Raw genomic sequence first — 6,236 nt, 5'->3', positions numbered from 1 at the left:
TTCAATCTGAGCCATGATCAAACTCTTCAATTAAAAGTTTTTTCTGTTCTCATCCAATAAAGAATGAAGAACCTGCTCAATGAATTCTGAATTTATTTAATATCTTTCGATATTGAATTGACTGTGCCGAATAATTATTAAAAATAACTATTCTGTTGGTCACTCAGTTTCTCTTTCGAGAAATCACATTGAGACTCTAAATTTTTTGCCTTGCTTAGTAAACTAAGTTCGGCTGTTAGAACTCAATCTGTACGAGTGCCCACACAGATGATTGCTTTATATTGTTAAAGAACGTTTTGACTCGCTTTAGCGACTCAAGGGATGCGAATAATACACCCTTTATTTCTCGAGTCAATACTTTGTTTTAAATTTTCTTTTGGAATATTTAAAACCGAAGTTTTATTTAACTCTCTGATAAGTCCGTGCCTCGTTATGCGTTGGCGTTTCCCGTCTCATTGGGGTCGCATTATAGGGAGTTCCAAAAACAGATCAACACTTTTTTTCGATATTTTGACTGTTCGCTCAAAAAGCGTGCTAATCGGCTTAAAATGATAATTCACGCCTACTACAGAGCTGTTTTTTTAAGCTAAATTAGATAATTTCACATAAATACCATTGCTATGTTCATTTATCGCGTTAAGATAGCAAGTTCACAATGTTAAATTAATGTTTATTTCCTGTTTATTGGTAGATCAAAAATGAAATTACCCGATCAAAAATCTCTTATCTCTTCAGTTATCCTTGCTGTTATTGGTTTCGTTATAGTTAATTTTGCGCTTTCAAGCCTACAATTAAGTCCTGCACTGTTATTTGGTGCTGGTTTACTAATTGGTGGTGTTGTTATTGCTGCAATGTCGTCTGACGATTTAGAAGAAGCCGAAGTAAAGACAAAAACACTTTATGTAGGCAATCTTCCTTATCGTGCAAATGAAGGTGTTGTTCGTGCTTTATTTGAAGAGCAAGGTAAAGTGTTTAATGTTCGTTTATTAAAGGATAAAAATACTGGCAAGCGCCGCGGCTTTGGTTTTGTTGAAATGGCAGAGTCAGATGCTGATAATGCAATTGCTAAGTTAAACGATAGCGAGTTCCAACAACGTACGTTGAAAGTTCGTGAAGCAAAACAAAAACAAGATGACGAGCCTAACTCTTTTCGTTCTGAATCGGATCAGTCAGTGTAACTAGCTCCACCGGTTGCTCATCAATGACAATAGAAGCCGTTGCATAATAATGCAGCGGCTTTTTTTTGTGATCAAAAGTAACTTTGCTGTTTAAGGAATAGTTTTTCTCTATAAGCACAGTTTCTACCCGCTTTGCTATCGCCGCTCCCGAATCTAATAATTTAATGCTGCCTTGATAAAATGCATGAATCGCCGACGCTAAAATGGGAAAATGCGTACACCCTAATACCAAAACATCAATACTTTGATTAATTGATAACTCTCTAAGCTCGGCGTTTAACTTGTCTGTGTCGACCACTCCATTTAAGTAGGCATATTCAGCAATAGCGACTAACGCGACACTACTATATAAACTAACAGTGATAGATGAAGCATGGTCTTCGATTAATTGCTGTGTATATGGGCTGCTTATCGTTGCTGGTGTTGCGAGTAGGCCTATGTGATGACTGTTCGTGATACTTGCGGCAGGTTTAATGGCAGGCACTACGCCTACTATAGGAATGTGTGTTAATGATCGAATAGCACTCAATGCTGAAGTGGATGCCGTATTGCATGCTATAACTAACACATCAACGTTAAGTGAGTTCACTTCGATAAAGTGCAGTAAACCTCTGAGGCGTTCAATAATTTTTTGCTGGTTCAATTTACCATAGGGTAAAAATGCATTATCCATAAAATAGCTAATGCGTGCATATGGGAGCTGCTTCTGAATATGCTCAAGAACGGTTGTCCCCCCTATTCCAGAATCAAATACCATTATATGTGCTGACAAACGACTCGCTCCAAACTAAACCTAAGCTGACCAGTTTGCCATGCACATCTTCTAAAATAAAGCTTAAGCTTCACCCTCTAGTGTTGCTGAGCGTAACTTGTTCATTTGTTCAAACATGGCCTTGGTATAATCAACTAGCTTGCCGACTTCTTCCTGATCTTGATTTAACCATTGCAAAATACCTGACAGCTCATTTTGCAATGCAAGATCACCTGCTTTATTAAATGCATCTTTTAAATCACTGTTAAATGGCGCGACCTTCTCGGTAATTGCTTTTTCTGGCGCAGGCTTATTTTCTTCATAGCCTTTTATTGCCGCGAACGTTTTGGTTTGCTTTAAATCCATTGAAAATGCCACCAGCTGTTCATTACCTAGATTTAGCTCTTTAGCTTGTTCAAATGCATCTTCCATGTCACCACCGAAGAATTTTTTACTGACACTCTGTAGGTCTTCCATAAGGGCGTTAATGGCTTCTTGCTCATCTTCATTTAAATCGCCATTGACTGACATGCTAAATGATAGCTCTCGTGATTGCGATGATTCACTCGCATAACCTTCATTTTGACCATTACGCTGGTAACTACTTGCTGATTGCTGTTTGAATGCATCGGCAAAACTAATACTCACTTCATCACCTTCTGCGGTCGTGAAGTTATATTGCGCGTTATTACTTAAACTTAAATATTGCGCCTGCGTAACACTTACTGAATCTGGCTTGGGATTAAATAAGTCATCTTCAAATTCATCGAGGCCATTAAAAATGCCCTCTTTTGACTTTTCTATACCTTCTTCAATTTCATCATTTAAGATGCCGGTATCTTTTAGTTCTTCAAACGCGCCATCGATACCTATTTGCACACCTTTACGTGCGTCATCAAGCATACCTTTTAATTTCTCATTGTCTGCGCCATCGACCTGTGCCTTTTTAACTGCGCCAGTAACAAAGCTAAGCACATTTTTGACAATTTCATCAAAATCAAACAGTGGCTTGTCTTTTTTCTCTTCAGCGATCGGCAAACCTAAGGCTTCAGCCATTTTATCTCCCAATACTTTTGCAGCTAATTCTTTACCACGTTGCTGATAGCTATCTTGGGGGGATTGTATTGTAGGCTGCTGCAATGCGCCTTTATTGCTGTATTTATTGACATTATTATTTGGAACAAAGCCAAAGTTACCAATTTTCATGATCCGACTCCTATTTCTGCTTACTTCATTATCGGCCTAAAAACGAATAACTAAAGCGATACGTACAAAAAAACAGCATTTACTATTACTCAAAACTAGACAAATACTCTCTGCCCCCTACAATAGCGCCGATAAACAGCATAATGAGATAAGGTATTAGGTAATGGCGGTTATAAAGATAGATACAACTGAATACGATGCACAATTAACAGAAAAAGAGCAACGTATCATTGCGCAATTCCAACGCTTTGGTGTTGAACAACTAGACGTATTTGCCTCTGAACCAATTCATTACCGTCAACGAGCTGAATTTAGAGTTTGGCATGATGGCGACGATCTGTTTCACATCATGTTTGACCAAGCAACAAAAGAAAAAATTAGGGTCGATGAGTTTGACCCTGCTGCGCCATTAATTGGTGAAGTAATGAAAGCGATGATTGATAATCTTAAAGACTGTGAAATCCTGCGCCGCAAACTGTTTCAGATTGACTACTTATCGACTCTCAGTGGTGAAATTTTAGTAAGTTTACTTTACCACAAGCCACTTGATGAAGAGTGGATGGCTGAAATAAAAGCCTTAAAAGAAAAGCTAAGCCATTCATTTAAAATTGACTTTATTGGTCGTGCGCGTAAACAAAAAGAAGTACTAGGCACTGACTATGTAACCGAGCACTTAACGGTTAATGGCCAAGCGCTTATTTATCAGCAGGTAGAAAATAGCTTCACTCAACCCAATGCACAAGTGAACATCAAAATGCTGGAGTGGGCACAAGATTTATGTAAACCTCTTAAGAATGATTTACTTGAGCTTTATTGCGGCAATGGTAATTTTTCAATTGCGCTAGCTGGCTCATTTAACCGTGTATTGGCAACAGAAATATCTAAGTCATCGGTGCATTCGGCGCAATATAATATTGCTAAAAATAATGTAACCAATTTAGATATTATTCGTATGTCGAGTGAAGAGTTTACGCAAGCAATGAACGGCGAGCGTACATTCTCTCGGTTAGAAGGGATTGATTTAACCAGCTACGATTGTCAAACTATTTTAGTAGATCCACCACGCGCAGGCATGGATACATTAACATGTGATTTAGTCGCCAATTACGAGAGCATTATTTATATTTCGTGTAACCCTGAGACACTAGAACGCGATTTAGACCACTTAACCCGTACGCATGACGTTAAACGTTTCGCTATTTTTGATCAGTTCCCATACACCCACCATATTGAGTCGGGCGTGTTTTTACAAAAAAAGGCGCTTTGATAAAATAGCTATACTTCCTGTGCCAGTGCTTTTAACAGCGCTGGTATTTGCATTTCGCTAAATACCTTTATATCATTTTGCTCTAATAATGCCGCAGTTAAACCCATACCTATGATTTTTATACCGCTATGCGTGCCGTCGTAGATATTATTTCGCCCACATGACGGGCTCGACTCTTTTAGTAATGCAAACCGAATGTGGTTTAGCTTACAAAAGCGTAACGCTCTTTGAGCACCAAGCTCAAACTCAGCAGTCATATCTTCACCGCTTTTGGTTATTACTTTTTGTGACTTTAACTCTGCAGGGGCTCGTGGAATTGGTAAGCCACCAGCAACTTCCGGACAAAAAGAAACGATTCTTTTTTGCTGCTGCCAAGTGGCTAATTGGGGGTGTTTTAATGCCTGGCCTTTACCGTCATAACGTACGGGGGCGCCCAACAAACAACTCGATACGAAAATCTTTTCCATCATGCATCTCTATAAACAAAAAAGCCCCGCATCCGGGGCTTTCATCATAATTTTGTATTTAGCTATTTAGCAGCTAAATAGTTAATCAGTTTACTAATGTCATCAGGTTCTGTAATACCTGTTTCACGACCTAAGTTAAGCTTATACTTACCATTGACGATAAAGGTTGGTACGCCACGTAGTGCGCCCTTTTCTTTATAGTAATTTTGATCGCGTTTCATCTTCGAGCTCATAGTACGCACTGAAAAGCTCTTATAAACTTTATCAAACTTGTCGCCATCAACACCTTGGGCAACAAATACATCTTTTATATCTGCTAATTCGTTAAACTTTGCGCGCTTGGCGTGAATATGGTTAAACATAGCGGCAATCAATGCATCCTTTTGTGGTAGCACTTCAGCTGTTGCTAGAGCCTGAGAGATCATTTGCTGATTTTCTGGGTCTCGCACACCGACAAAATCCACATGGCTTTTTTTGAACTCAACGCCTGTATTTAATTTTGGTTTAACTTCAGCCAGTAGCGCTTCATAGTTATTACACGCTGGGCAATAAAATGAAAAGAACTCTTTTACTTCAGGTTTTTTGCTCGCACGCTCAGAGACAATCTCATAATGCACGCCTTCTTCGTAAGTCGTTGGCGCCGCATTTGCCGCCAAAGGTAGCAATAAGGCAAGTAATCCTGCTTTAACTAATTTAATCATAATCAATTAACTCCAAAAAATTATTGTTCTAATAAAAATTCTACTAACTCATTAAGCTGCTCTTGGCTCTTAATGGTATTGATATTTATTTTATATTTATCGTTTACGATGAATGTTGGTACGCCGGTCAAAGCGCCCATTTCAGAATATTTATTTTGCTTATCTTGCATAGCACGCTCTGCTGAAATAACTGGCATGCTGGCAATATCGCTATTAAATGTATCATTATCAATACCATTCACTTCAAGTAACTTTTTAACATCTTTAATGTTATCAAGCGGTGCGCGTTGAACATGAATACTGTTGAAGATTTGATCCGCAATTTTCTCACCTTTATTATGCTGTTTAGCAATGATATAAGCGTAGCTTAAGTTACTTTGCACTTGTGGTGTTAAACCACCAAGAAAATTTACATGGTTTTTAATAAACTCAGCACCTTCAGGCAAGCTTTTTTCGATCGCTTTAGCGACGGGCTCAAACTTAAAGCAATGTCCGCAATAGAATGAGAAAAACTCGGTTACTTGGGGCGTTTTGCTTTTTTCAATATTCAATACATCATATTGATCACCCGCTTTAAAGTCTGCGGCCATAGCTGCAAAGGGTAAACATAAAAGTAGAAGACTCAGTTTTAATTTTTTAAGCATTGGACTCTCGATTCACTTTTTT

7 protein-coding genes are annotated in these 6,236 nt (G+C 38.5%); 2 read left to right on the top strand and 5 right to left on the bottom strand.

Features of this window, described 5'->3' with window-relative positions; translation table 11 throughout:
* The first annotated feature begins 698 nt into the window (after positions 1-698).
* Entirely contained in the window at positions 699-1,178 is a 480-nt protein-coding gene (locus tag A7967_RS21230; protein ID WP_054206854.1) for an RNA recognition motif domain-containing protein, read from the top strand.
* Here the strand turns inward: A7967_RS21230 and murI are convergent.
* Positions 1,141-1,950 (bottom strand): glutamate racemase, encoded by an 810-nt coding sequence (gene murI / locus A7967_RS21225; protein ID WP_054456065.1) that lies wholly within the window; start codon positions 1,948-1,950, stop codon positions 1,141-1,143. The two genes, A7967_RS21230 and murI, sit on opposite strands and share 38 nt — an antisense overlap.
* Positions 1,951-2,013: 63 nt before the next feature.
* Positions 2,014-3,135: a DUF5610 domain-containing protein gene (locus A7967_RS21220; RefSeq protein WP_054206852.1), complete on the bottom strand. Its 1,122-nt coding sequence runs from the start codon at positions 3,133-3,135 to the stop codon at positions 2,014-2,016.
* A gap of 163 nt (positions 3,136-3,298) precedes the next feature.
* Between A7967_RS21220 and trmA the strand changes: the two genes are divergently transcribed.
* Positions 3,299-4,402, top strand: coding sequence for a tRNA (uridine(54)-C5)-methyltransferase TrmA (trmA, locus tag A7967_RS21215; protein ID WP_054206851.1), 1,104 nt, complete (start codon positions 3,299-3,301; stop codon positions 4,400-4,402).
* Between the two features lie 8 nt (positions 4,403-4,410).
* Here trmA and A7967_RS21210 read toward each other — a convergent pair whose 3' ends face one another.
* The 3 genes from A7967_RS21210 to A7967_RS21200 form a co-directional block, all read right to left on the bottom strand.
* A complete protein-coding gene (locus tag A7967_RS21210; RefSeq protein WP_054206850.1) occupies positions 4,411-4,869 on the bottom strand; it encodes a 2-thiouracil desulfurase family protein in 459 nt (152 codons plus the stop codon).
* Positions 4,870-4,931: 62 nt separating this feature from the next.
* Positions 4,932-5,570 carry a thiol:disulfide interchange protein DsbA/DsbL gene (locus A7967_RS21205; protein ID WP_054206849.1) on the bottom strand — a complete coding sequence of 213 codons (639 nt, stop codon included), beginning with the start codon at positions 5,568-5,570 and terminating at the stop codon, positions 4,932-4,934.
* Between the two features lie 20 nt (positions 5,571-5,590).
* On the bottom strand, positions 5,591-6,214 hold the full coding sequence (locus A7967_RS21200; protein ID WP_054206848.1) for a thiol:disulfide interchange protein DsbA/DsbL: 624 nt from the start codon (positions 6,212-6,214) through the stop codon (positions 5,591-5,593).
* Positions 6,215-6,236 lie beyond the last annotated feature (22 nt).

This window comes from Pseudoalteromonas neustonica (genome assembly GCF_001653135.1).
Lineage (GTDB): Bacteria > Pseudomonadota > Gammaproteobacteria > Enterobacterales > Alteromonadaceae > Pseudoalteromonas > Pseudoalteromonas neustonica.
This window is presented reverse-complemented; position numbering and strand designations above follow the sequence as displayed.

Bases quoted from the DNA above. Each gene is read 5' to 3' on its own strand.
- trmA (WP_054206851.1), top strand. From the start codon at position 3,299: ATGGCGGTTATAAAGATAGATACAACTGAATACGATGCACAATTAACA.
- A7967_RS21210 (WP_054206850.1), bottom strand. From the start codon at position 4,869: ATGGAAAAGATTTTCGTATCGAGTTGTTTGTTGGGCGCCCCCGTACGT.
- A7967_RS21230 (WP_054206854.1), top strand. From the start codon at position 699: ATGAAATTACCCGATCAAAAATCTCTTATCTCTTCAGTTATCCTTGCT.
- A7967_RS21220 (WP_054206852.1), bottom strand. From the start codon at position 3,135: ATGAAAATTGGTAACTTTGGCTTTGTTCCAAATAATAATGTCAATAAA.
- A7967_RS21205 (WP_054206849.1), bottom strand. From the start codon at position 5,570: ATGATTAAATTAGTTAAAGCAGGATTACTTGCCTTATTGCTACCTTTG.
- A7967_RS21200 (WP_054206848.1), bottom strand. From the start codon at position 6,214: ATGCTTAAAAAATTAAAACTGAGTCTTCTACTTTTATGTTTACCCTTT.